Below are 22,255 nucleotides of genomic sequence, written 5' to 3'. Positions count from 1 at the left end.
GTCCCCCAATTCAGGAAATACAGCAATGTCTATCTCCCAAGACGATATCCTCAACGCCGTAGCTGAAATGTCGGTTCTGCAGGTTGTTGAGCTGATCAAAGCTTTCGAAGAAAAATTCGGCGTTTCCGCTGCCGCTGCTTCCGCTGGCCCAGCTGCTGCTGCAGTTGTTGCTGAAGAGCAAACCGAATTCAACGTCATGCTGCTGGAAGCTGGCGAGAAGAAAGTAAACGTGATCAAGGCAGTTCGTGAACTGACCGGTCTGGGCCTGAAAGAAGCCAAGGCTGTAGTTGACGGCGCTCCTGCCCAGGTTCTGGAAGCAGTGTCGAAAGACGCAGCTGACAAAGCCAAGGCAGTGCTGGAAGAAGCAGGCGCTAAAGTCGAGCTGAAGTAAGCATCGACCTTGCGTCTCCAGCCCAAGCGTTAAGCTGAAGGCTGATGGCTGGTGGCTCTTGCCACCGGCCTTTTTCCGTTCTTGGCTGTCGACTCGGTCGCCGCCAATGACGCGCTGTAGCCACCCGATGCGGTGGTGCAAACCATGGGGTTTGCAAGATTTTCTGGCTGCTCCCGTCGGAGGGGCCAAACAAGCAGGTGACCAAGCTGGGGAACGCTGATGGCTTACTCATATACTGAGAAAAAACGTATCCGCAAGGACTTTAGCAAGTTGCCGGACGTCATGGATGTCCCGTACCTTCTGGCTATCCAGCTGGATTCGTATCGTGAATTCTTGCAGGCGGGAGCGACCAAAGATCAGTTCCGCGACGTGGGCCTGCATGCGGCCTTCAAATCCGTTTTCCCGATCATCAGCTACTCCGGCAATGCTGCGCTGGAGTACGTGGGTTATCGCCTGGGCGAACCGGCATTTGATGTCAAAGAATGCGTGTTGCGCGGTGTTACGTACGCCGTACCTTTGCGGGTAAAAGTCCGCCTGATCATTTTCGACAAAGAATCGTCGAACAAAGCGATCAAGGACATCAAAGAGCAAGAAGTCTACATGGGCGAAATCCCACTGATGACTGAAAACGGTACCTTCGTAATCAACGGTACCGAGCGTGTTATTGTTTCCCAGCTGCACCGTTCCCCGGGCGTGTTCTTCGACCACGACCGCGGCAAGACGCACAGCTCCGGTAAACTCCTGTACTCCGCGCGGATCATTCCGTACCGCGGTTCGTGGTTGGACTTCGAGTTCGACCCGAAAGACTGCGTGTTCGTGCGTATCGACCGTCGTCGCAAGCTGCCGGCCTCGGTACTGCTGCGTGCGCTCGGTTACACCACTGAGCAGGTGCTGGACGCTTTCTACACCACCAACGTATTCAGCCTGAAGGATGAAACCCTCAGCCTGGAGCTGATTGCTTCGCGTCTGCGTGGTGAAATTGCCGTTCTGGATATTCAGGACGAAAACGGCAAAGTGATCGTTGAAGCGGGTCGTCGTATTACTGCGCGCCACATCAACCAGATCGAAAAAGCCGGCATCAAGTCGCTGGAAGTGCCTCTGGACTACGTCCTGGGTCGCACCACCGCCAAGGTTATCGTTCACCCGGCTACAGGCGAAATCCTGGCTGAGTGCAACACCGAGCTGAACACCGAAATCCTGGCAAAAATCGCCAAGGCCCAGGTTGTTCGCATCGAGACCCTGTACACCAACGACATCGACTGCGGTCCGTTCATCTCCGACACACTGAAGATCGACTCCACCAGCAACCAATTGGAAGCGCTGGTCGAGATCTATCGCATGATGCGTCCTGGTGAGCCGCCAACCAAAGACGCTGCCGAGACCCTGTTCAACAACCTGTTCTTCAGCCCTGAGCGTTATGACCTGTCTGCGGTCGGCCGGATGAAGTTCAACCGTCGTATCGGTCGTACCGAGATCGAAGGTTCGGGCGTGCTGTGCAAGGAAGACATCGTCGCGGTACTGAAGACTCTGGTCGACATCCGTAACGGTAAAGGCATCGTCGATGACATCGACCACCTGGGTAACCGTCGTGTTCGCTGCGTAGGCGAAATGGCCGAGAACCAGTTCCGCGTTGGCCTGGTACGTGTTGAGCGTGCGGTCAAAGAGCGTCTGTCGATGGCTGAAAGCGAAGGCCTGATGCCGCAAGACCTGATCAACGCCAAGCCAGTGGCTGCGGCGGTGAAAGAGTTCTTCGGTTCCAGCCAGCTTTCCCAGTTCATGGACCAGAACAACCCGCTCTCCGAGATCACCCACAAGCGCCGTGTTTCCGCACTGGGCCCGGGCGGTCTGACCCGTGAGCGTGCAGGCTTCGAAGTTCGTGACGTACACCCGACGCACTACGGTCGTGTTTGCCCGATCGAAACGCCGGAAGGTCCGAACATCGGTCTGATCAACTCCCTGGCCGCTTATGCGCGCACCAACCAGTACGGCTTCCTCGAAAGCCCGTACCGCGTGGTGAAAGACGCTCTGGTCACCGACGAGATCGTGTTCCTGTCTGCCATCGAAGAAGCTGATCACGTGATCGCTCAGGCTTCGGCCACGATGAACGACAAGAAAGTCCTGATCGACGAGCTGGTAGCTGTTCGTCACTTGAACGAGTTCACCGTCAAGGCGCCGGAAGACGTCACCTTGATGGACGTTTCGCCGAAGCAGGTAGTTTCGGTTGCGGCGTCGCTGATCCCGTTCCTGGAGCACGATGACGCCAACCGTGCGTTGATGGGTTCCAACATGCAGCGTCAAGCTGTACCAACCCTGCGCGCCGACAAGCCGCTGGTAGGTACCGGCATGGAGCGTAACGTAGCCCGTGACTCCGGCGTTTGCGTCGTGGCTCGTCGTGGCGGCGTGATCGACTCCGTTGATGCCAGCCGTATCGTGGTTCGTGTTGCCGATGATGAAGTTGAAACTGGCGAAGCCGGTGTCGACATCTACAACCTGACCAAATACACCCGCTCGAACCAGAACACCTGCATCAACCAGCGTCCGCTGGTGAGCAAGGGTGATCGCGTTCAGCGTAGCGACATCATGGCCGACGGCCCGTCCACCGACATGGGTGAACTGGCGCTGGGTCAGAACATGCGCATCGCGTTCATGGCATGGAACGGCTTCAACTTCGAAGACTCCATCTGCCTGTCCGAGCGTGTGGTTCAAGAAGACCGCTTCACCACGATCCACATTCAGGAACTGACCTGTGTGGCACGTGACACCAAGCTTGGGCCAGAGGAAATCACTGCAGACATCCCGAACGTGGGTGAAGCTGCACTGAACAAGCTGGACGAAGCCGGTATCGTTTACGTAGGTGCTGAAGTTGGCGCAGGCGACATTCTGGTCGGTAAGGTCACTCCGAAAGGCGAGACCCAACTGACTCCGGAAGAGAAACTGTTGCGTGCCATCTTCGGTGAAAAAGCCAGCGACGTTAAAGACACCTCCCTGCGTGTACCTACCGGTACCAAAGGTACTGTCATCGACGTACAGGTCTTCACCCGTGACGGCGTTGAGCGTGATGCTCGTGCACTGTCCATCGAGAAGACCCAACTCGACGAGATCCGCAAGGACCTGAACGAAGAGTTCCGTATCGTTGAAGGCGCAACTTTCGAACGTCTGCGCTCCGCTCTGGTAGGCCACAAGGCTGAAGGCGGCGCAGGTCTGAAGAAAGGTCAGGACATCACCGACGAAGTACTCGACGGTCTTGAGCACGGCCAGTGGTTCAAACTGCGCATGGCTGAAGATGCTCTGAACGAGCAGCTCGAGAAGGCCCAGGCCTACATCGTTGATCGCCGCCGTCTGCTGGACGACAAGTTCGAAGACAAGAAGCGCAAACTGCAGCAGGGCGATGACCTGGCTCCAGGCGTGCTGAAAATCGTCAAGGTTTACCTGGCAATCCGTCGCCGCATCCAGCCGGGCGACAAGATGGCCGGTCGTCACGGTAACAAAGGTGTGGTCTCCGTGATCATGCCGGTTGAAGACATGCCGCACGATGCCAATGGCACCCCGGTCGACGTCGTCCTCAACCCGTTGGGCGTACCTTCGCGTATGAACGTTGGTCAGATCCTCGAAACCCACCTGGGCCTCGCGGCCAAAGGTCTGGGCGAGAAGATCAACCGTATGATCGAAGAGCAGCGCAAGGTTGCTGACCTGCGTAAGTTCCTGCACGAGATCTACAACGAGATCGGCGGTCGCAACGAAGAGCTGGACACCTTCTCCGACCAGGAAATCCTGGATCTGGCGAAGAACCTGCGCGGCGGCGTTCCAATGGCTACCCCGGTGTTCGACGGTGCCAAGGAAAGCGAAATCAAGGCCATGCTGAAACTGGCAGACCTGCCAGAAAGCGGCCAGATGCAGCTGTTCGACGGCCGTACCGGCAACAAGTTTGAGCGCCCGGTTACTGTTGGCTACATGTACATGCTGAAGCTGAACCACTTGGTAGACGATAAGATGCACGCTCGTTCTACCGGTTCGTACAGCCTGGTTACCCAGCAGCCGCTGGGTGGTAAGGCTCAGTTCGGTGGTCAGCGTTTCGGGGAGATGGAGGTCTGGGCACTGGAAGCATACGGTGCTGCTTACACTCTGCAAGAAATGCTCACAGTGAAGTCGGACGATGTGAACGGTCGGACCAAGATGTACAAAAACATCGTGGACGGCGATCACCGTATGGAGCCGGGCATGCCCGAGTCCTTCAACGTGTTGATCAAAGAAATTCGTTCCCTCGGCATCGATATCGATCTGGAAACCGAATAACACGTGACGCGAATCGAGAGCGGGGCTGTTTAGCCCGCTCTCTGCTCCGCCAGGAGGAAAGGCCTTGAAAGACCTACTGAATTTGCTGAAAAACCAGGGTCAAGTCGAAGAGTTCGACGCCATCCGTATTGGGTTGGCATCGCCTGAGATGATCCGTTCGTGGTCGTTCGGTGAAGTTAAAAAGCCGGAAACCATTAACTATCGTACGTTCAAACCAGAACGTGACGGCCTGTTCTGCGCCAAGATCTTTGGCCCGGTAAAGGATTACGAGTGCCTGTGCGGTAAGTACAAGCGCTTGAAGCACCGTGGTGTGATCTGCGAGAAGTGCGGCGTTGAAGTTGCACTGGCCAAGGTTCGTCGTGAGCGCATGGCGCACATCGAACTGGCTTCGCCGGTTGCCCACATTTGGTTCCTGAAATCGCTGCCGTCCCGTATCGGCTTGCTGATGGACATGACCCTGCGTGATATCGAACGCGTTCTCTATTTCGAGAGCTATGTCGTTATCGATCCAGGCATGACCACCCTTGAAAAAGGTCAGCTGCTGAACGACGAGCAGTACTTCGAAGCGCTGGAAGAATTCGGTGACGATTTCGATGCCCGCATGGGTGCCGAAGCTGTCCGCGAACTGCTGCACGCTATCGACCTGGAGCACGAGATTGGCCGTCTGCGCGAAGAAATTCCGCAAACCAACTCCGAAACCAAGATCAAGAAGCTGTCCAAGCGTCTGAAGTTGATGGAAGCCTTCCAGGGTTCCGGCAACTTGCCAGAGTGGATGGTGCTGACCGTTCTGCCGGTTCTGCCGCCAGACCTGCGTCCGCTGGTACCGTTGGACGGTGGTCGTTTCGCGACGTCCGACCTCAACGACCTGTACCGCCGCGTGATCAACCGTAACAACCGCTTGAAGCGCCTGCTAGATCTGTCCGCTCCGGACATCATCGTGCGCAACGAAAAGCGTATGTTGCAAGAAGCTGTCGATGCCTTGCTCGACAACGGTCGTCGTGGCCGCGCTATCACCGGCTCGAACAAGCGTCCTCTGAAATCCTTGGCTGACATGATCAAGGGTAAGCAAGGTCGTTTCCGTCAGAACTTGCTCGGTAAGCGTGTTGACTACTCCGGTCGTTCGGTAATTACCGTAGGCCCGACCCTGCGTCTGCACCAGTGCGGTCTGCCCAAGAAGATGGCGCTTGAGCTGTTCAAGCCATTCATCTTCGGCAAACTGGAAATGCGCGGTCTCGCGACCACCATCAAAGCGGCCAAGAAAATGGTCGAGCGCGAACTGCCAGAGGTTTGGGACGTTCTCGCTGAAGTGATTCGCGAACACCCGGTTCTCCTCAACCGTGCACCGACCCTTCACCGTCTGGGTATCCAGGCGTTTGAACCGGTACTGATCGAAGGTAAGGCTATCCAGCTGCACCCGTTGGTCTGTGCTGCGTACAACGCCGACTTCGACGGCGACCAAATGGCCGTGCACGTACCGCTGACACTGGAAGCCCAGTTGGAAGCGCGTGCGTTGATGATGTCGACCAACAACATTCTGTCGCCAGCCAACGGTGAGCCAATCATCGTTCCGTCGCAGGACGTTGTATTGGGTCTGTACTACATGACCCGTGAAGCGATCAACGCCAAAGGCGAAGGTCGTGTGTTCGCTGACCTGCAAGAAGTTGACCGTGTGTTCCGTGCCGGCGAAGCCGCACTGCACGCCAAGGTCAAAGTGCGGATCAACGAAACAGTCAACGACCGTGATGGCGGCAGCGTGAGCGGCACTCGTATTGTCGACACTACCGTCGGCCGTGCGCTGCTGTATCAAGTTGTGCCAAAAGGTCTGTCGTACGACGTCGTCAACTTGCCAATGAAGAAAAAGGCGATCTCCAAGCTGATCAACCAGTGCTACCGCGTGGTTGGTTTGAAAGAGACGGTGATCTTCGCTGACCAGTTGATGTACACCGGCTTTGCTTATTCGACCATTTCCGGCGTTTCCATCGGTGTTAACGACTTCGTTATCCCGGATGAAAAAGCCCAGATCATCAATGCTGCAACTGATGAAGTGAAAGAAATCGAAAGCCAGTACGCCTCCGGCCTGGTAACCCAGGGCGAGAAGTACAACAAAGTGATCGACCTTTGGTCCAAGGCCAACGACGAAGTGTCGAAGGCGATGATGGCTAACCTCTCGAAAGAGAAAGTTATCGACCGTCATGGCGTAGAAGTCGATCAAGAGTCGTTCAACTCGATGTACATGATGGCCGACTCGGGCGCACGGGGTTCTGCTGCGCAGATCCGTCAGCTCGCCGGTATGCGTGGCCTGATGGCCAAGCCGGACGGCTCCATCATCGAAACGCCGATTACTGCGAACTTCCGTGAAGGTTTGAGCGTACTTCAGTACTTCATCTCCACTCACGGTGCTCGTAAGGGTCTTGCGGATACCGCGTTGAAAACAGCTAACTCCGGTTACCTGACTCGTCGTCTGGTAGACGTTGCGCAAGACTTGGTTGTGACTGAAGTTGACTGCGGCACCGAACACGGTCTGCTGATGACTCCGCACATCGAAGGCGGCGACGTTGTAGAGCCATTGGGTGAGCGCGTACTGGGTCGAGTTATCGCCCGTGACGTATTCAAGCCAGGTACCGAGGAAATTATCGTTCCTGCCGGCACCCTGGTAGATGAGAAGTGGGTCGAGTTCATCGAACTCAACAGCATCGACGAAGTGATTGTTCGCTCGCCGATCAGCTGCGAAACCCGCTATGGCATTTGCGCCAAGTGCTACGGCCGTGACTTGGCTCGTGGTCACCAGGTGAACATCGGTGAAGCGGTTGGCGTAATTGCTGCCCAGTCCATCGGTGAGCCGGGTACCCAGCTGACCATGCGTACGTTCCACATCGGTGGTGCGGCAAGCCGGACCTCCGCAGCTGACAGCGTTCAGGTGAAGAATGGCGGTACTGTCCGTCTGCACAACCTGAAGCACGTTGAACGAGTGGATGGTTGCCTGGTTGCTGTGTCCCGTTCCGGTGAGCTGGCAATCGCTGATGACTACGGTCGTGAGCGTGAGCGTTACAAGCTGCCGTACGGTGCTGTGATTTCGGTTAAAGAAGGTGACAAGGTCGACGCTGGCGCAATCGTGGCCAAGTGGGATCCGCACACTCACCCAATCGTTACCGAAATGAAAGGTACCGTGACCTACGTGGGCATGGAAGAAGGCATCACGATCAAGCGTCAGACTGACGAATTGACCGGTATGACCAACATTGAAGTACTCGACGCGAAAGATCGTCCAGCTGCCGGTAAAGACATCCGTCCTGCCGTGAAGATGGTCGACGACAACGGCAAGGACTTGTTGCTGCCAGGCACTGACGTAATCGCTCAGTACTTCCTGCCAGCCAACGCCCTGGTCGGTGTAGCGGATGGTGCGAAGATCGCGATCGGTGATGTTATCGCGCGTATCCCGCAAGAAACTTCGAAAACCCGCGACATCACCGGTGGTCTGCCGCGTGTTGCCGACTTGTTCGAAGCTCGTCGTCCGAAAGAAGCGTCGATTCTGGCTGAAGTCAGCGGCACCATCGCGTTCGGTAAAGAGACCAAAGGCAAGCGCCGTCTGGTCATTACCCCGAACGATGGTACTGATCCGTACGAAGAGCTGATTCCAAAGTGGCGTCACCTGAACGTCTTCGAAGGCGAGCAGGTAAACCGCGGCGAAGTTATCTCCGACGGCCCAAGCGATCCACACGACATCCTGCGTCTGCTGGGTGTGAGTGCGCTGGCCAAGTACATCGTTAACGAGATCCAGGACGTTTACCGTCTGCAAGGCGTGAAGATCAACGATAAGCACATCGAGACCATCCTGCGTCAGATGTTGCGTAAAGTTGAAATCGCTGAATCCGGCGATTCCAGTTTCATCAAGGGCGACCAGATGGAACTGACTCACGTACTGGTAGAAAACGAACGTCTGGGCGCGGAAGACAAATTTGTCTCCAAGTTCACTCGTGTGTTGCTGGGTATCACCAAGGCGTCGTTGTCCACTGAGTCGTTCATCTCGGCGGCCTCCTTCCAGGAGACCACTCGCGTACTGACCGAAGCAGCGGTAACCGGCAAGCGCGATTACCTGCGCGGCCTGAAAGAAAACGTAGTCGTGGGTCGTCTGATCCCGGCTGGTACCGGTTTGGCTTACCACAGCGAGCGCAAGCGCCGCCGTGATGCTGACAAGCCGCTGCGCGTAAGCGCCAGTGAAGTGGAAGCTGCACTGACCGAAGCGCTGAACTCAAGCGGTAACTGAGTTCTGCGATAAATAAGTCTGGGCCCTGGCAGCCCCCATTCGTCGGATCGAGGCATTTTTGTCCCGGTTCGATGAGAGGGGAGGTCGGGGCCTTGCCTTGACTGGGGGCAAGATCCTCTTTAGACTCTTGTACCCCTAAATTTGGCGGGAATTCGTTCCTGCCATTTTGCTTTTCTTGCAAGACAATAGCGTCGCAAGACAACAGTGGAGCTAGTAGATGGCAACTATCAACCAGCTGGTACGTCAGCCGCGTAAGCGTATCGTCGAGAAATCCGACGTACCTGCGCTGCAGAACTGCCCGCAACGTCGTGGCGTATGCACTCGTGTGTATACCACCACGCCGAAAAAACCTAACTCGGCACTGCGTAAAGTATGCCGTGTGCGTCTGACCAACGGTTTCGAGGTTTCCTCGTACATCGGCGGTGAAGGCCACAACCTGCAAGAGCACAGCGTGGTACTGATTCGCGGCGGTCGTGTAAAAGACTTGCCAGGTGTTCGTTACCACACCGTACGCGGCTCCTTGGATACTTCCGGCGTTAAAGGTCGTAACCAGGGTCGTTCGAAGTACGGTACCAAGAAGCCTAAGTAGTAGCGGCTTTTTGTAAAACTGAATCATCTTATTTTCTGAGTCGATAAGAGTAAGGTCGGAGGCGTCCCGAAAGGGCACCGATTCCGAACGAACCTGAAGACCGTTTGAGGGCTTATCCATGCCAAGAAGACGCGTAGCAGCCAAGCGCGAAGTGCTTGACGATCCAAAATACGGAAGCCAAATTCTGGCCAAGTTCATGAACCACGTGATGGAAAGCGGCAAGAAAGCCGTTGCCGAGCGTATCGTTTATGGCGCGCTGGAAAAGGTTAAAGAACGCAAGAACAGCGACCCCCTGGAAATCTTCGAGAAAGCTCTCGACGCCATCGCTCCGCTGGTCGAAGTGAAGTCGCGCCGTGTAGGCGGTGCTACTTACCAGGTTCCGGTCGAAGTTCGTCCGTCCCGTCGTAACGCTCTGGCAATGCGCTGGTTGGTAGACTTCGCCCGTAAGCGCGGCGAGAAGTCTATGGCCCTGCGTTTGGCCGGCGAGCTGTTGGACGCTGCTGAAGGTAAAGGTGCTGCTGTTAAGAAGCGTGAAGACGTGCACCGTATGGCTGAAGCTAACAAAGCTTTCTCGCACTACCGCTTCTAATCTTAGCTTCACTAATTTTGCGAGGGCTTTATGGCTCGTACTACTCCGATTAGCCGCTACCGTAACATCGGTATCGTTGCTCACGTGGATGCTGGTAAAACCACAACCACCGAGCGCGTACTGTTTTACACCGGCAAAAGTCACAAGATGGGCGAGGTGCATGACGGCGCCGCGACCACAGACTGGATGGTTCAGGAGCAGGAGCGTGGTATTACCATTACTTCTGCTGCTATTACCGCCTTCTGGAAAGGTTCCGAGAAGCAGTACAAGGATGAGCACCGCTTCAACGTAATCGATACCCCGGGCCACGTAGACTTCACCATTGAAGTTGAACGTTCCCTGCGTGTACTCGACGGCGCTGTCGTTGTGTTCTGCGGTACCTCGGGTGTTGAGCCTCAGTCGGAAACCGTATGGCGTCAAGCCAACAAATACGGCGTTCCACGTCTTGTTTACGTAAACAAGATGGACCGTGCTGGTGCCAACTTCCTGCGCGTGATCGGTCAGATCAAGCAGCGCCTGGGTCACACCCCGGTGCCAATCCAGTTGGCTATCGGTTCCGAAGATAATTTCCAGGGCCAGATCGATCTGCTGACCATGGAAGCTGTTTACTGGAACGATGCTGACAAAGGTATGGTTCCTGTTCGCAAGCCTATCCCTGCTGAACTGCAGGAACTGGCTGACGAATGGCGCAACAACATGGTTGAAGCTGCGGCCGAAGCCAACGAAGAGCTGATGAACAAGTACCTCGAAGGTGAAGAACTCACCAACGTGGAAATCAAGGCTGCTCTGCGTCAGCGTACTATCGCTGGTGAGATCGTCTTGGCTGTTTGCGGTTCCTCGTTCAAGAACAAGGGTGTTCCCCTGGTTCTCGATGCTGTGATCGACTACCTGCCGGCACCAGTGGATATTCCTGCCATCAAGGGTACTGACCCGGATGACGAGACTATCGAGCTGGAGCGTCATGCAGACGACGCAGAACCGTTCTCCGCTCTGGCATTCAAAATTGCCACTGACCCATTCGTGGGTACCTTGACCTTCGTCCGCGTTTACTCGGGCGTGTTGAACTCCGGTGACGGCGTGATCAACTCGGTTAAAGGCAAGAAAGAGCGCGTCGGTCGTATGGTGCAAATGCACGCAAACGCCCGCGAAGAGATCAAGGAAGTACGCGCTGGTGACATCGCGGCCTTGATCGGCATGAAGGACGTCACCACTGGTGAAACCTTGTGCAACGCTGACAAGCCAATCATCCTGGTTCGTATGGACTTCCCGGAGCCGGTTATTTCGGTTGCCGTAGAGCCTAAGACCAAGGATGACCAGGAAAAAATGGGTATCGCTCTGGGCAAACTTGCTCAGGAAGATCCATCTTTCCGCGTCAAGACTGATGAAGAGACTGGTCAAACGATCATCTCCGGCATGGGCGAGCTGCACCTGGACATCCTGGTTGACCGGATGCGCCGTGAGTTCAACGTCGAAGCCAACATCGGTAAGCCTCAGGTTTCCTATCGTGAGCGCATCACGAAGAACTGTGAAATCGAAGGCAAGTTCGTTCGTCAGTCCGGCGGTCGTGGTCAGTTCGGTCACTGCTGGATCCGTTTTGCTCCTGCTGACGAAGGTCAGGAAGGTCTGCAATTCGTGAACGAAGTAGTCGGTGGTGTTGTTCCTAAGGAATACATCCCTGCTATCCAGAAGGGCATCGAAGAGCAGATGAAGAACGGTGTTGTTGCCGGCTATCCGCTGATCGGCCTGAAAGCAACCGTTTTTGACGGTTCTTACCACGACGTCGACTCCAACGAGATGGCGTTTAAGGTGGCTGCTTCCATGGCAACCAAGCAACTGGCCCAGAAGGGCGGTGGTGAGTTGCTTGAGCCAATCATGGCGGTAGAAGTTGTTACACCTGAAGACTATATGGGTGATGTCATGGGCGACCTTAACCGTCGTCGCGGCATGATCTTGGGTATGGAGGACACGGTTTCCGGCAAAGTGATTCGCGCCGAGGTTCCGTTGGGTGAGATGTTCGGTTATGCGACCGACGTTCGCTCCATGTCCCAGGGTCGCGCAAGCTACTCTATGGAATTCAAAAAATACAACACAGCTCCGGCGCACATCGCTGAAACTGTATCCAAAAAACAAGGCTGATTCAGTCCTTTAGGCAAGGAGTTAATTGTCGTGGCTAAAGAAAAATTTGATCGTTCCCTACCGCACGTCAACGTTGGCACCATCGGTCACGTTGACCACGGTAAAACCACTCTGACTGCTGCTCTGACTCGCGTTTGCTCCGAAGTATTCGGTTCCGCAATCGTTGATTTCGATAAAATCGACAGCGCGCCAGAAGAAAAAGCTCGTGGTATCACCATCAACACCGCGCACGTTGAATACAACTCGCTGATCCGTCACTACGCTCACGTTGACTGCCCAGGTCACGCTGACTATGTGAAGAACATGATCACCGGTGCTGCCCAGATGGACGGCGCGATCCTGGTTTGCTCGGCCGCTGATGGTCCGATGCCACAAACCCGTGAGCACATCCTGCTGTCCCGCCAGGTTGGCGTTCCGTACATCGTGGTTTACCTGAACAAGGCTGACCTGGTAGACGACGCTGAGCTGCTGGAACTGGTTGAGATGGAAGTGCGCGATCTGCTGAGCACTTACGACTTCCCAGGCGACGACACTCCGATCATCATCGGTTCTGCTCGTATGGCTCTGGAAGGCAAAGATGACAACGAAATGGGCACCACGTCCGTTCGTAAACTGGTTGAGACTCTGGACAGCTACATCCCAGATCCAGTTCGTGTTATCGACAAGCCGTTCCTGATGCCAATCGAAGACGTATTCTCGATCTCCGGTCGCGGTACTGTTGTTACTGGTCGTATCGAGCGCGGTATCGTCAAGGTTCAAGATCCACTGGAAATCGTTGGTCTGCGTGACACTACCGTCACCACCTGCACCGGTGTTGAAATGTTCCGTAAACTGCTCGACGAAGGTCGTGCAGGCGAGAACTGCGGCGTTCTGCTGCGTGGTACCAAGCGTGACGACGTTGAGCGTGGCCAGGTTCTGGTTAAGCCAGGTTCGGTTAAGCCGCACACCAAGTTCGAAGCTGAAGTGTACGTGCTGAGCAAAGAAGAAGGCGGTCGTCACACTCCGTTCTTCAAAGGCTACCGTCCACAGTTCTACTTCCGTACTACCGACGTAACCGGTAACTGCGAACTGCCGGAAGGCGTAGAAATGGTAATGCCAGGCGACAACATCAAAATGGTTGTCACCCTGATCAAAACCATCGCTATGGAAGACGGTCTGCGTTTCGCAATCCGTGAAGGCGGCCGTACCGTTGGTGCTGGCGTTGTAGCTAAAATCATCGAGTAATTATCTCTTCTGAGATAGCTCTGATGTTTTGAAAAGGCCCCCGCTCAGCGGGGGCCTTTTTTATTGGGTTGACACCTATCAGGGCCGTCTATAGAATTGCGCCTCCTTTTAACGGGCGTATTGCGCTCGCTGGGAATAGCAGCCGGAGTCTGAAATCCAATGCAAAATCAGCAAATCCGTATCAGGTTGAAGGCTTTTGACCATCGCCTGATCGACCAATCCACCCAGGAAATCGTGGAAACCGCGAAACGTACTGGTGCTCAAGTGCGTGGTCCAATTCCACTGCCTACCCGTAAAGAGCGGTTCACCGTTCTGGTCTCCCCGCACGTCAACAAAGACGCGCGTGACCAGTACGAGATCCGTACTCATAAGCGCGTACTGGACATCGTCCAGCCAACGGATAAAACCGTTGATGCACTTATGAAGCTTGATCTGGCGGCCGGTGTGGAAGTACAGATCAGCCTCGGCTAAGACTTGGGTCTTAGTCGTGTAACGCTCTGAAATGGGCGGCCATAGCGGGTGAAAGCCCCGTACACTCATGAGGTTTACAACATGACTATTGGTGTAGTCGGTCGTAAATGCGGTATGACCCGTATTTTCACCGAAGAAGGTGTCTCCATTCCGGTCACGGTCATTGAGATCGAACCGAATCGCGTCACCCAGTTCAAAACTGAAGAGACCGATGGCTATCGTGCAGTGCAAGTCACTGTCGGCGAGCGTCGTGCTTCGCGCGTGACTGCTGCTCAAGCAGGTCACTTCGCTAAAGCAAACGTTGCAGCTGGTCGCACTGTTATGGAGTTCCGTCTTGAAGACGGCGACTACCAGGCTGGCGATCTGATCAACGCTGAAATCTTCGCCGCCGGTCAACTGGTTGATGTAACCGGTCAGTCCAAGGGTAAAGGCTTCCAGGGTACGATCAAGCGTTGGAATTTCCGTGGCCAAGACAACACTCACGGTAACTCCGTTTCCCACCGCGTCCCGGGCTCTATTGGCCAGTGCCAGACTCCTGGTCGTGTATTCAAGGGCAAAAAAATGTCCGGTCATATGGGCGCTGAGCGCGTGACCGTGCAGTCCCTCGAAGTAGTGCGCGTCGACGCTGAACGCAATCTGTTGTTGGTCAAGGGTGCTGTTCCTGGCGCTACTGGCGGCAACCTGGTTGTACGTCCAGCGGCCAAGGCTCGCGGTTAAGGGGAAGCTGACATGCAATTAAATGTAAATGACGCTCAAGCGATCGAAGTTTCCGAACTGACGTTTGGCGGCGAGTTCAACGAGACGCTGGTTCACCAAGCAGTCGTGGCCTACATGGCCGGCGGCCGTCAAGGTAGCAAGCAGCAAAAGACCCGTTCCGACGTTCGTGGTGGCGGTAAGCGCCCTTGGCGTCAGAAAGGTACTGGCCGTGCTCGTGCCGGTACTATCCGTAGCCCAATCTGGCGTGGCGGCGGTACCACTTTCGCAGCTCGTCCACAGGATCACACTCAGAAGCTCAACAAGAAGATGTATCGCGCAGCACTGCGCTCCATCCTTGCTGAACTCGTGCGTACTGATCGTCTGGTCGTGGTTCAAGACTTCGCTGTTGAAAGTCCAAAAACCAAAGATCTGCTGGGCAAACTGAACAACATGAGCCTGACCGACGTTTTGATCGTGTCGGAAGCTGTTGATCAGAACCTGTACCTGGCTGCTCGCAACCTGCCACACGTTGATGTACGTGACGTGCAAGGTTCCGATCCAGTTAGTCTGATCGCATACGACAAGGTGTTGATCACCGTGTCGGCCGTGAAGAAATTCGAGGAGCTGCTGGGATGAACCAGGAACGCGTATTTAAAGTTCTGCTTGGCCCGCACGTTTCCGAAAAGGCTACGGTTCTGGCTGACAAGAAAGGCCAGTTCGTTTTCAAGGTTGCAACTGACGCAACCAAGCTGGAAATCAAGAAGGCCGTCGAAAGCCTGTTCAGCGTGAAAGTAGAGCGTGTTACTACCCTGAATGTTCTGGGTAAGAGCAAGCGCACTGCTCGCGGTCTGGGCAAGCGTAATGACTGGAAGAAGGCAGTTATCTCCCTTCAGCCAGGCCAAGATCTCGATTTCAGCAGCAGTGCTGAGTAAGGAAGGGGTGCATCATGGCAATCGTTAAATGCAAACCGACTTCCCCTGGCCGCCGTTTTGTGGTCAAGGTGGTCAACCAGGAGCTGCATAAAGGCGCTCCTCACGCACCGCTGCTCGAGAAAAAATCGAAGACTGGTGGTCGTAACAACAATGGTCGTATTACCACTCGTCACATCGGTGGTGGCCATAAGCAGCATTATCGTCTGGTCGATTTCCGTCGCAACGACAAAGATGGCATCTCTGCCACTGTCGAACGTATCGAATACGATCCAAACCGTACTGCTCACATCGCTCTGCTGCTGTACGCAGATGGCGAGCGTCGCTACATCATCGCCCCTAAAGGCGTGAGTGCTGGTGACCAGCTGATCGCAGGTGCTTTGGCGCCGATCAAGCCGGGCAACGCTCTGCAACTGCGTAACATTCCAGTTGGTAGCACCGTACACGGCATCGAATTGAAGCCAGGTAAAGGCGCGCAAATCGCTCGTTCCGCTGGTGCTTCGGCTCAGCTGATCGCTCGTGAAGGTGTCTACGTGACCCTGCGTCTGCGTTCTGGTGAGATGCGTAAAGTGCTGGCTGAATGCCGCGCGACCCTGGGTGAAGTCTCGAACTCCGAGCACAGCCTGCGTTCGCTGGGTAAAGCTGGTGCCAAACGCTGGCGTGGCGTTCGCCCAACCGTTCGTGGTGTTGCCATGAACCCGGTTGACCACCCACACGGTGGTGGTGAAGGTCGTACCTCTGGTGGTCGTCATCCGGTATCGCCATGGGGCTTCCCGACTAAGGGCGCGAAGACTCGTGGTAATAAGCGTACCGACAAAATGATCGTCCGTCGTCGCAAGTAAATAGAGGGATACGACAGTGCCACGTTCTCTGAAAAAAGGTCCTTTTATTGATCTTCACCTACTGAAGAAGATCGAAGTGGCGGCGGAAAAGAACGATCGCAAACCAGTTAAAACCTGGTCGCGTCGTTCGATGATCCTGCCACAAATGGTCGGTCTGACCATCGCAGTACACAACGGTCGTCAACACGTCCCAGTTCTCGTTAACGAAGACATGGTCGGCCACAAACTGGGCGAGTTTGCCGGTACCCGCACTTATCGTGGGCACGTGGCAGACAAGAAAGCCAAGCGTTAAGGGGTTAGGAAATGGAAGTAGCCGCTAAGTTGTCGGGCGCTCGAATCTCCGCCCAGAAAGCCCGCTTGGTCGCCGACCAGATCCGCGGGAAGAAGGTGGGCGAAGCGCTCAACCTGTTGGCTTTCAGCAGTAAGAAAGCCGCCGAGATCATGAAGAAAGTGCTGGAGTCGGCCGTAGCCAACGCCGAGCATAACGAAGGCGCAGACGTTGATGACCTGAAGGTCAGCACCGTTTTCGTCAACGAAGGGCGTTCGCTGAAGCGCATCATGCCACGTGCCAAAGGCCGTGCTGATCGCATCGTCAAGCGGTCTTGCCATATCACTGTCAAGGTTGCTGACAAGTAACGGAGTCGAAGAGATGGGTCAGAAAGTACATCCCATTGGCATTCGCCTGGGAATCGTCAAGGAGCACACCTCCGTCTGGTACGCAGACGGTCGGACTTATGCGGACTATTTGTTCGCTGATCTGAAGGTGCGTGAGTATCTCCAAGACAAACTAAAAAGCGCGTCCGTAAGCCGTATCGATATCCATCGTCCGGCACAAACTGCACGTATCACCATCCACACCGCTCGTCCAGGTATTGTTATCGGGAAGAAAGGTGAAGATGTTGAGAAACTGCGTCAGGACCTGACCAAGCAAATGGGTGTGCCTGTGCACATCAATATCGAAGAGATCCGCAAGCCGGAGCTCGACGGTATGCTGGTTGCGCAGAGCGTAGCTCAGCAGCTGGAGCGTCGTGTAATGTTCCGTCGCGCTATGAAGCGCGCTGTACAGAACGCCATGCGCATTGGTGCCAAAGGCATCAAAATCCAAGTGAGCGGTCGTCTCGGCGGTGCTGAAATCGCACGTACTGAATGGTATCGCGAAGGTCGTGTGCCACTGCACACCCTGCGTGCCGACATCGACTATGCCAACTACGAAGCTCACACCACTTACGGTGTGATCGGTGTAAAGGTTTGGATTTTCAAAGGCGAAGTAATTGGTGGTCGCCAAGAAGAACTGAAACCACAAGCACCAGCGCCTCGTAAAAAAGCTGCTAAGTAAGGGGTACGCCAAATGTTGCAACCTAAGCGTACGAAGTTCCGCAAGCAGATGACAGGCCACAACCGTGGTCTGGCTCAGCGCGGTAGCAAAGTCAGCTTCGGCGAGTTCGCGCTGAAGTCTGTAGCTCGTGGTCGTCTCACCGCTCGTCAGATCGAGTCAGCGCGTCGTGCACTGACCCGTCACGTTAAACGTGGCGGCAAGATCTGGATCCGTGTATTCCCGGACAAGCCGATCTCCAAAAAACCTCTCGAGGTTCGGATGGGTAAAGGTAAGGGTAACGTGGAATACTGGGTAGCCCAGATTCAGCCAGGCAAAGTCCTGTATGAAATCGAGGGTGTAACTGAAGAGCTGGCGCGTGAGGCTTTTGCCCTGGCTGCTGCAAAGCTGCCGCTCGCCACCGCCTTTGTTAAACGGACGGTGATGTGATGAAAGCGAATGAACTTCGTGAAAAATCCGCACAGCAGCTGAACGAGCAACTGCTCGGCCTGCTGCGCGACCAGTTCAATCTGCGTATGCAGAAAGCAACTGGCCAGTTGGGGCAGTCTCATCTGCTCTCGCAAGTTAAGCGTGACATCGCTCGCGTGAAGACTGTGCTCAACCAGCAGGCAGGTAAGTGATCATGGCTGAAGCCGAAAAGACTGTCCGTACGCTGACTGGCCGTGTTGTCAGCGACAAGATGGACAAAACCATCACCGTACTGATCGAGCGTCGCGTTAAGCACCCGATCTACGGTAAATATGTTAAGCGTTCGACTAAGCTGCACGCGCACGACGAAACCAACCAGTGCCACATCGGCGACAAAGTCACTATTCGTGAAACTCGTCCGCTGGCCAAGACCAAGTCTTGGGCGCTGGTTGATGTTCTCGAACGCGCTGTGGAAGTCTAAGGACTAGGGGTCGGAGAAATTATATGATTCAGACTCAATCCATGCTCGATGTGGCCGATAACAGCGGCGCTCGCCGTGTTATGTGCATCAAGGTGCTGGGTGGCTCCCATCGTCGTTACGCTGGTATCGGTGACATCATCAAAGTTACCGTGAAGGAGGCAATTCCTCGCGGTAAAGTGAAAAAAGGCCAAGTGATGACTGCTGTTGTAGTCCGCACTCGTCACGGCGTACGTCGTGCTGATGGCTCCATTATCCGCTTTGATGGCAACGCTGCTGTTCTTCTGAACAACAAGCAAGAGCCGATCGGCACCCGTATCTTTGGGCCAGTGACCCGTGAACTTCGTACTGAGAAGTTTATGAAGATCGTCTCGCTCGCCCCAGAAGTGCTGTAAGGAGATCCGACATGCAAAAGATTCGTCGTGACGACGAGATCATCGTGATCGCCGGCAAAGACAAAGGTAAGCGCGGTAAGGTGCTTAAGGTTCTCGCTAATAACCGTCTGGTTATCGGCGGTCTGAACCTGGTTAAGCGTCATACCAAGCCTAACCCGATGTCGGGCGTACAAGGCGGTATCGTCGAAAAAGAAGCTCCACTGGACGCTTCTAACGTCGCCATTTTCAACGGCGAAACCAACAAGGCTGACCGCGTTGGTTTCAAAGTAGAAGACGGCAAGAAAATTCGTGTCTTCAAGTCGACCCAAAAAGCGGTTGATGCTTGAACACTGCTAGGTAGAAGACCATGGCACGACTAAAAGAGATTTACTGGAAAGAAATCGCACCGAAGCTTAAGGAAGAACTTAAGCTTTCGAACGTGATGGAAGTTCCACGCGTTACCAAAATCACCCTGAACATGGGTCTGGGCGAAGCGGTCGGTGACAAAAAAGTCATCGAGCACGCTGTTGCTGACCTTGAAAAGATCACCGGTCAAAAAGTCGTTGTGACTTACGCTCGGAAATCCATCGCTGGCTTTAAAGTCCGTGAAGGTTGGCCGATCGGCGTCAAAGTGACTCTGCGCCGTGAGCGTATGTATGAATTCCTGGATCGTCTGCTGTCGATCTCCCTGCCTCGGGTTCGCGACTTCCGCGGCCTGAATGCCAAGTCCTTCGATGGTCGTGGTAACTACAGCATGGGCGTGAAAGAGCAGATCATCTTCCCGGAAATCGACTACGACAAGATCGATGCTCTCCGCGGTCTGGACATCACCCTGACCACCACTGCCAAGAACGATGATGAAGGTCGCGCCCTGTTGCGTGCTTTCAAATTCCCGTTCCGCAACTGATTGGAGTAGGACCATGGCCAAGATGAGCATGAAAAACCGCGAGCTGAAGCGTCAGCTCACGGTTGCCAAGTACGCCAAGAAGCGTGCAGCACTGAAAGCAATCATCGTTGATCTGAACGCAAGTCCAGAAGCACGTTGGGAAGCGACAGTTGCTCTGCAGAAGCAGCCACGTGACGCAAGCGCTTCGCGCATGCGTAACCGCTGCCGCCTGACCGGTCGTCCACACGGCGTTTACCGCAAGTTCGGCCTCGGCCGTAACAAACTGCGTGAAGCGGCAATGCGTGGTGACGTACCAGGTCTGGTTAAAGCCAGCTGGTAAGTACTTTCAACGTCCAGGCGGGCAGAATCGCAAGATACTGACCGCCGGTGACCTTGAATCTGGATCAGGCCCCTTTTGGGGCTTGTTTCATTTCTGGAGTATGTCTAAAATACGCGGCTCGCCTGAGCCCGTGTTTTTTATGCCCGGAGATTCTCGGCGACATATGTAGCCGCAAGGCTAATTTTTTTGTATTAGGAGCGTCTAGCCCATGAGTATGCAGGACCCGTTAGCGGACATGCTAACTCGTATCCGTAATGCCCAGATGGCTGAAAAGTCCGTCGTAAGCATGCCATCTTCCAAGTTGAAGGTAGCTGTTGCCAAAGTCCTGAAAGACGAAGGCTACATTGCGGGTTATCAGATCAGCAGCGAAACCAAGCCACTGCTGTCCATCGAGCTGAAGTACTTCGAAGGCCGTTCGGTCATTGAAGAAGTGAAGCGCGTTAGCCGTCCAGGCCTGCGTCAGTACAAGTCCGCTGAAGATCTGCCGAAAGTTCGTGGCGGTCTGGGCGTGTCTATCGTCTCCACCAACAAAGGTGTGATGACGGATCGTGCTGCGCGCGCTGCCGGTGTCGGCGGCGAAGTTCTTTGCACTGTGTTCTAAGGGGGGATAAGCATGTCTCGCGTCGCTAAGAACCCCGTTAAGCTGCCAGCCGGTGTCGAAGTAAAATTCGCAGGCCAACAGCTTTCGGTGAAGGGTGCCAAGGGCACTCTTGAACTGAACATCCATTCGTCCGTTGAGATCGTTGAAGAAGCTGGTGAGCTGCGTTTTGCTGCTCGCAATGGCGATCAACAAACTCGCGCAATGGCCGGTACCACGCGTGCGTTGGTAAACAACATGGTCCAAGGCGTAAGCCAAGGCTTCGAGCGTAAGCTCCAGCTGGTCGGTGTTGGTTACAAAGCGCAAGCAAAAGGCACGGTTTTGAACCTGGCCCTTGGCTTCTCGCACCCAGTGGATTACGAACTGCCGGAAGGCATCACCGCTGAGACCCCTAGCCAAACCGATATCCTGATCAAGGGTATTGATAAGCAGCTGGTAGGTCAGGTGGCCGCTGAGATCCGCGACTTCCGTCCACCAGAGCCGTACAAAGGCAAAGGTGTGCGCTACGCGGACGAAGTCGTCCGTCGTAAAGAAGCCAAGAAGAAGTAGGGCATAGCAAATGACCGACAAAAAAGTTACTCGACTGCGTCGCGCTCGCAAAGCACGCCTGAAAATGCACGAACTCGAAGTCGTGCGTCTCTGCGTGTACCGCTCGTCGCAGCACATCTACGCCCAGGTCATCTCGGCCGACGGCAACAAAGTCCTGGCAAGCGCCTCGACTTTGGATAAAGAACTGCGTGATGGTGCCACCGGCAACATCGACGCGGCCACAAAGGTTGGCCAGCTGGTCGCTACACGTGCTAAGGCCGTGGGCGTCTCGCAAGTGGCTTTCGACCGCTCTGGCTTCAAGTACCACGGTCGCGTGAAAGCGCTGGCTGATGCTGCTCGTGAAGCTGGGCTGGAGTTCTAAGTTATGTCAAATAACGACCAAAAGCGCGACGAAGGCTACATTGAGAAGCTGGTTCAAGTTAACCGCGTAGCCAAAACCGTTAAAGGCGGCCGTATCTTCACTTTCACCGCGTTGACCGTGGTTGGTGATGGTAAAGGGCGCGTTGGCTTCGGCCGTGGCAAGTCACGTGAAGTGCCTGCTGCGATCCAGAAGGCAATGGAAGCTGCTCGTCGCAACATGATCCAAGTTGATCTGAACGGCACCACGCTGCAGTACGCAATGAAGTCCGCTCACGGTGCTTCGAAGGTGTACATGCAGCCGGCTTCTGAAGGTACCGGTATCATCGCTGGCGGCGCTATGCGTGCTGTCCTCGAAGTTGCTGGCGTTCAGAACGTTCTGGCCAAGTGCTACGGCTCGACTAACCCGGTAAACGTGGTTCACGCCACTTTCAAGGGTTTGAAAGCTATGCAATCTCCTGAGTCCATTGCTGCCAAGCGCGGCTTGACTGTCAAGGAGATCTTCTGA

At 54.9% G+C, this 22,255-nt stretch carries 26 protein-coding genes; all 26 read left to right on the top strand.

What is annotated here, in order from left to right; all coding sequences use genetic code 11:
• The first annotated feature begins 25 nt into the window (after positions 1-25).
• Positions 26-391, top strand: a complete 366-nt coding sequence (rplL, locus tag ACTD9P_RS06440; RefSeq protein ID WP_064454358.1) for a 50S ribosomal protein L7/L12 — start codon at positions 26-28, stop codon at positions 389-391.
• Between the two features lie 219 nt (positions 392-610).
• On the top strand, positions 611-4,684 hold the full coding sequence (gene rpoB / locus ACTD9P_RS06435; protein ID WP_017135961.1) for a DNA-directed RNA polymerase subunit beta: 4,074 nt from the start codon (positions 611-613) through the stop codon (positions 4,682-4,684).
• Positions 4,685-4,748: 64 nt separating this feature from the next.
• Positions 4,749-8,948, top strand: coding sequence for a DNA-directed RNA polymerase subunit beta' (gene rpoC / locus ACTD9P_RS06430; RefSeq protein WP_083356524.1), 4,200 nt, complete (start codon positions 4,749-4,751; stop codon positions 8,946-8,948).
• A 217-nt stretch (positions 8,949-9,165) separates the two neighbouring features.
• Complete coding sequence (gene rpsL / locus ACTD9P_RS06425) at positions 9,166-9,537, top strand: 30S ribosomal protein S12 (RefSeq protein ID WP_002555494.1); 372 nt, start codon at positions 9,166-9,168, stop codon at positions 9,535-9,537.
• A gap of 118 nt (positions 9,538-9,655) precedes the next feature.
• A complete protein-coding gene (gene rpsG / locus ACTD9P_RS06420; protein ID WP_002555493.1) occupies positions 9,656-10,126 on the top strand; it encodes a 30S ribosomal protein S7 in 471 nt (156 codons plus the stop codon).
• Between the two features lie 30 nt (positions 10,127-10,156).
• Positions 10,157-12,262 carry an elongation factor G gene (gene fusA, locus ACTD9P_RS06415; RefSeq protein ID WP_015886136.1) on the top strand — a complete coding sequence of 702 codons (2,106 nt, stop codon included), beginning with the start codon at positions 10,157-10,159 and terminating at the stop codon, positions 12,260-12,262.
• Between the two features lie 30 nt (positions 12,263-12,292).
• Positions 12,293-13,486: an elongation factor Tu gene (gene tuf / locus ACTD9P_RS06410; protein WP_003176426.1), complete on the top strand. Its 1,194-nt coding sequence runs from the start codon at positions 12,293-12,295 to the stop codon at positions 13,484-13,486.
• Positions 13,487-13,645: 159 nt separating this feature from the next.
• The gene (gene rpsJ / locus ACTD9P_RS06405) at positions 13,646-13,957 is read left to right on the top strand and encodes a 30S ribosomal protein S10 (RefSeq protein WP_003186070.1); all 312 of its coding nucleotides are present in this window, start codon (positions 13,646-13,648) and stop codon (positions 13,955-13,957) included.
• 81 nt (positions 13,958-14,038) lie between these two features.
• On the top strand, positions 14,039-14,674 hold the full coding sequence (gene rplC / locus ACTD9P_RS06400) for a 50S ribosomal protein L3 (RefSeq protein ID WP_003194649.1): 636 nt from the start codon (positions 14,039-14,041) through the stop codon (positions 14,672-14,674).
• A gap of 12 nt (positions 14,675-14,686) precedes the next feature.
• Positions 14,687-15,289 (top strand): 50S ribosomal protein L4, encoded by a 603-nt coding sequence (gene rplD, locus ACTD9P_RS06395; protein WP_017135963.1) that lies wholly within the window; start codon positions 14,687-14,689, stop codon positions 15,287-15,289.
• Positions 15,286-15,585 (top strand): 50S ribosomal protein L23, encoded by a 300-nt coding sequence (gene rplW / locus ACTD9P_RS06390; RefSeq protein WP_002555488.1) that lies wholly within the window; start codon positions 15,286-15,288, stop codon positions 15,583-15,585. Before rplD ends, rplW begins: the two co-directional genes overlap by 4 nt.
• 14 nt (positions 15,586-15,599) lie before the next feature.
• Positions 15,600-16,424, top strand: a complete 825-nt coding sequence (gene rplB, locus ACTD9P_RS06385; RefSeq protein WP_003176423.1) for a 50S ribosomal protein L2 — start codon at positions 15,600-15,602, stop codon at positions 16,422-16,424.
• A 16-nt stretch (positions 16,425-16,440) separates the two neighbouring features.
• Positions 16,441-16,716, top strand: a complete 276-nt coding sequence (gene rpsS / locus ACTD9P_RS06380) for a 30S ribosomal protein S19 (RefSeq protein WP_002555486.1) — start codon at positions 16,441-16,443, stop codon at positions 16,714-16,716.
• Positions 16,717-16,727: 11 nt separating this feature from the next.
• Positions 16,728-17,060, top strand: coding sequence for a 50S ribosomal protein L22 (gene rplV / locus ACTD9P_RS06375; RefSeq protein ID WP_003103908.1), 333 nt, complete (start codon positions 16,728-16,730; stop codon positions 17,058-17,060).
• A 13-nt stretch (positions 17,061-17,073) separates the two neighbouring features.
• On the top strand, positions 17,074-17,760 hold the full coding sequence (gene rpsC / locus ACTD9P_RS06370) for a 30S ribosomal protein S3 (protein ID WP_003176422.1): 687 nt from the start codon (positions 17,074-17,076) through the stop codon (positions 17,758-17,760).
• A 12-nt stretch (positions 17,761-17,772) separates the two neighbouring features.
• Positions 17,773-18,186 carry a 50S ribosomal protein L16 gene (rplP, locus tag ACTD9P_RS06365; RefSeq protein WP_003232424.1) on the top strand — a complete coding sequence of 138 codons (414 nt, stop codon included), beginning with the start codon at positions 17,773-17,775 and terminating at the stop codon, positions 18,184-18,186.
• Positions 18,186-18,377 (top strand): 50S ribosomal protein L29, encoded by a 192-nt coding sequence (rpmC, locus tag ACTD9P_RS06360; protein WP_002555481.1) that lies wholly within the window; start codon positions 18,186-18,188, stop codon positions 18,375-18,377. The genes rplP and rpmC overlap by 1 nt, the downstream gene beginning before the upstream one ends.
• A 2-nt stretch (positions 18,378-18,379) precedes the next feature.
• Positions 18,380-18,646: a 30S ribosomal protein S17 gene (gene rpsQ / locus ACTD9P_RS06355; RefSeq protein ID WP_003176419.1), complete on the top strand. Its 267-nt coding sequence runs from the start codon at positions 18,380-18,382 to the stop codon at positions 18,644-18,646.
• A gap of 23 nt (positions 18,647-18,669) precedes the next feature.
• Complete coding sequence (gene rplN, locus ACTD9P_RS06350) at positions 18,670-19,038, top strand: 50S ribosomal protein L14 (RefSeq protein ID WP_002555479.1); 369 nt, start codon at positions 18,670-18,672, stop codon at positions 19,036-19,038.
• Between the two features lie 11 nt (positions 19,039-19,049).
• On the top strand, positions 19,050-19,364 hold the full coding sequence (gene rplX / locus ACTD9P_RS06345; RefSeq protein WP_003176416.1) for a 50S ribosomal protein L24: 315 nt from the start codon (positions 19,050-19,052) through the stop codon (positions 19,362-19,364).
• Positions 19,365-19,384: 20 nt separating this feature from the next.
• Entirely contained in the window at positions 19,385-19,924 is a 540-nt protein-coding gene (gene rplE / locus ACTD9P_RS06340) for a 50S ribosomal protein L5 (protein WP_003176415.1), read from the top strand.
• 13 nt (positions 19,925-19,937) lie between these two features.
• Positions 19,938-20,243 (top strand): 30S ribosomal protein S14, encoded by a 306-nt coding sequence (rpsN, locus tag ACTD9P_RS06335; protein ID WP_003176414.1) that lies wholly within the window; start codon positions 19,938-19,940, stop codon positions 20,241-20,243.
• A gap of 208 nt (positions 20,244-20,451) precedes the next feature.
• Positions 20,452-20,844, top strand: a complete 393-nt coding sequence (gene rpsH, locus ACTD9P_RS06330; RefSeq protein ID WP_010566853.1) for a 30S ribosomal protein S8 — start codon at positions 20,452-20,454, stop codon at positions 20,842-20,844.
• Between the two features lie 12 nt (positions 20,845-20,856).
• A complete protein-coding gene (gene rplF / locus ACTD9P_RS06325; RefSeq protein ID WP_003176412.1) occupies positions 20,857-21,390 on the top strand; it encodes a 50S ribosomal protein L6 in 534 nt (177 codons plus the stop codon).
• 10 nt (positions 21,391-21,400) lie between these two features.
• The gene (gene rplR, locus ACTD9P_RS06320) at positions 21,401-21,751 is read left to right on the top strand and encodes a 50S ribosomal protein L18 (RefSeq protein ID WP_017135964.1); all 351 of its coding nucleotides are present in this window, start codon (positions 21,401-21,403) and stop codon (positions 21,749-21,751) included.
• Between the two features lie 3 nt (positions 21,752-21,754).
• Entirely contained in the window at positions 21,755-22,255 is a 501-nt protein-coding gene (gene rpsE / locus ACTD9P_RS06315; protein WP_003176409.1) for a 30S ribosomal protein S5, read from the top strand.

Origin of the sequence: Pseudomonas onubensis (assembly GCF_965653655.1) — a bacterium.
Taxonomy (GTDB): Bacteria; Pseudomonadota; Gammaproteobacteria; order Pseudomonadales; family Pseudomonadaceae; genus Aquipseudomonas.
This window is presented reverse-complemented; position numbering and strand designations above follow the sequence as displayed.